Source organism: Micromonospora sp. NPDC049580 (assembly GCF_040675595.1).
GTDB lineage: Bacteria > Actinomycetota > Actinomycetes > Mycobacteriales > Micromonosporaceae > Micromonospora.
In genome coordinates, this window is the sequence record NZ_JBFAPG010000660.1 from 1 (window position 1) to 2,647 (window position 2,647).

Below are 2,647 nucleotides of genomic sequence, written 5' to 3' on the forward strand. Positions count from 1 at the left end.
CGGTAGAGCCGCTCCAACGGATGACCACGCCGGGTCGCCGACGTCCCCGCCGCCTCCAGCATCGACGCCGCCACCTCGGCGGCCGTGGTGCCGGCCAGCAGCTTCGCCCGCCACACCCAGCGGTTGGTCTCCGCGTCCCCCGGGGCGTCGTCGACCCGCCGGGCCGCCTCGGCCACCACCAGCTCGGCCGCCGCGGTCGCCGCGTCCGCCCGGCCCAGCCGCGCCCGCACCGCCGGCAGGCCGGCCAGGTTGCGGGCGTTGAGATGCTCGGCCGCCGCGTCGATCGCCGCCCGGGCCACCCCCACGTAGACGGCCGCGTAACTGGCCACCAGCCAGTGCGGCATCAGCTGGGCGACCACCAGCGCCAGCCCCTCCACCCCGCCGAGCAGCCGGTCGGCCGGCACGGTGACGTCCAGGTGCAGGTCGTGCGACGAGGTGGCGCGCATGCCGAGGGCGTCCCAGGTCGGCTCGACGCTCAGACCGTCACCGGCCGGCACCAGGAACTGCGACACCACCGACTGGTCGGCGGAGCTGCGCGCGGCCACCAGGTAGCCGTCGGCGTGCCCCGCCCCGGAGCAGAAGGTCTTGCTGCCCTTGAGATGCCACCCCTCGTCGGTCGGCTCGTAGACCGTGCTCAACTGGGAGAGTCGGGCACCGGCGCCGCGCTCGCTCATTGCGACGGCGTACCAGGAGCCCTGCGCGGCGGCGGTGAGCAGGCGGTCCCGGGCGGCCAACGCCTCGTCCGGCACACCCAGGGCCTCGGCCAACTCCTCGGTGACCGCGCCCAGCGCGCCGGTCACCGAGGCGTGCATGTTGAACACCAGGGCGGTCGCGCCGTTGCCCCGAGCAAGTTCGGTGGCCACCGCGGCGTACTCGGCGAAGCTGGCGCCCAGGCCACCCAGCGCGCGGGGCACCATCAGCCCGAACAGGCCGGCCTCCCGCAGGTCACGGAAGTCGTCGACCGGAAAGGAGCCGTCCCGGTCGTGCTCCGCCGCCCGCGCGGCGAACCGCGGCGCCAACCGGCGGGCCGCCTCAAGCGCATGCACCGTCATATCGCTCCCTTCTCGGCGTCCCATACCCCGCCACGAGCCGACTATCCTCTGCGGACCCCCTGGCCCTGGTACAGCACGGCGGTGGACCGGGTCGGCACGATGCGCGGGGCACGGCCCGTCGACGTCGCGCCCGGCGTCCGCGTCGCGCGCGCCCGGCGCACCAGCCAGGCGACCAGACCGCCGACCTGCGGACGGATGCCGCGCAGGCGCAGCTCGACGCCGTGCCGGGCACACTCGGCCACCAGTGCGCGAGCGTCCACGAACAACCGTGGATCGTGGATGCCACGCGGCACCGTCGGCAGCCGCTCGGCGATCCGTACCGCGACCAGCCGGGCCAGCGCCGTGTCGTTGAGCGTGTCCAGCACCAGCAGGCCGCCCGGGCGCAGCAGCCGGCACGCCTCCGCCACCGCGCGCGGCCAATCCGGCACATGTTCCAGCAGCTCACCGGCCGAGACGACGTCGGCACACCCGTCCGACAGCGGCACCGCGGTGACGTCACCCTGGACCACGCGCACCCCGTGCCCGGCGGCCTGGACCAGCGCCGAGCGGGTCAGGTCGACACCGACGTGCCGGTATCCCTTACCGGCGAGGTGCGGCGCGAGCAGTCCGGCGCCGCAGCCCAGATCGACCAGGACCGCATCCGGGCGGGTCGCCGGCGGCACGAGCGCCGCGCGGGCCTCGGCCAGCCAGTGCAGCATCGCGAACGCGCCATCGGGCCGCCACCACTCGCCGGCCAGGTCGTCGTACTGGCGCGGGTCGTTGCGCGGCAGCACCCGGGGACCGGTGGACGCCGCGGCCGCAGCCACGTCTCGCATGGCACCGAGCGTGGCACGACTGCTCGGTAACGACCAGACTTCCCTTATGTCGTCCAGGGTGTTAGGGCTGGTCAGAGCGAGCCATCCGGAACCGGCCGCCGCAGTGACCACGGTGTCCGGTCTGCTGGCCTGGGGGGTGGGGCACCGGCCGTCGGGAATCGTCTCGGTGGTGCTCGCCGTACTCGCCAGCCAGCTCGCCGTCGGCTGGACCAACGATGCGTTGGACGCCGAGCGGGACGCCACTGTGGGGCGTACCGACAAGCCGGTCGCCGCCGGCGCGGTGGGCCGGCGCGTCACGGCCTGGGCCGCGGCGGCGGCCGCGTTGGCCTGCCCGCTGCTGGCGCTGACCACGAACCCTCCGGCGGCGCTCTGGCTCACGGTCGCCCTGGTCTCCGCGCTGCTCTACGACTGGCCGCTCAAGGCCACCGTCCTCTCGGTGCTGCCGTACGCGGTGTCCTTCGGCGCGCTGCCCGCCTTCGTGGTGCTGGCGCTGCCCGGCGAGCCGACCCCGCCGGCCTGGCTGCTGGCGGCGGCGGCCTGCCTGGGGGCCGGCGCGCACTTCGCCAACGTGCTGCCCGACCTGGCCGACGACGCCCGGACGGGGGTACGCGGCCTGCCGCACCGCCTCGGCGCGGCGGGCAGCCGGGCGGCCGCGGCGGGGCTGCTCCTCGCCGCGACCGCCATCCTGGTCCTGGGGCCGCCCGGGCCGCCGTCGGCCCTCGGGCTGGCGGCGGTCGGCACGGCCGCCGTCGTACCAGCTCAGTGGCGGCACGACGGCGG

3 protein-coding genes are annotated in these 2,647 nt (G+C 75.9%); 1 reads left to right on the top strand and 2 read right to left on the bottom strand.

Features of this window, described 5'->3' with window-relative positions; translation table 11 throughout:
• Together AB0J68_RS30640 and AB0J68_RS30645 are read right to left on the bottom strand one after the other, a co-directional pair.
• On the bottom strand, nt 1–1,052 hold a 1,052-nt coding region (locus AB0J68_RS30640), incomplete at its 3' end, for an acyl-CoA dehydrogenase family protein (protein WP_363942185.1).
• A gap of 41 nt (nt 1,053–1,093) precedes the next feature.
• Nucleotides 1,094–1,867, bottom strand: a complete 774-nt coding sequence (locus AB0J68_RS30645; RefSeq protein WP_355064977.1) for a methyltransferase domain-containing protein — start codon at nt 1,865–1,867, stop codon at nt 1,094–1,096.
• A 46-nt stretch (nt 1,868–1,913) separates the two neighbouring features.
• Between AB0J68_RS30645 and AB0J68_RS30650 the strand changes: the two genes are divergently transcribed.
• On the top strand, nt 1,914–2,647 hold a 734-nt coding region (locus AB0J68_RS30650; protein WP_363942188.1), incomplete at its 3' end, for a UbiA family prenyltransferase.

What these genes read in the sequence shown, in the direction of transcription:
- AB0J68_RS30645 (WP_355064977.1), bottom strand. Translation starts at nt 1,867, where the DNA reads ATGCGAGACGTGGCTGCGGCCGCGGCGTCCACCGGTCCCCGGGTGCTG.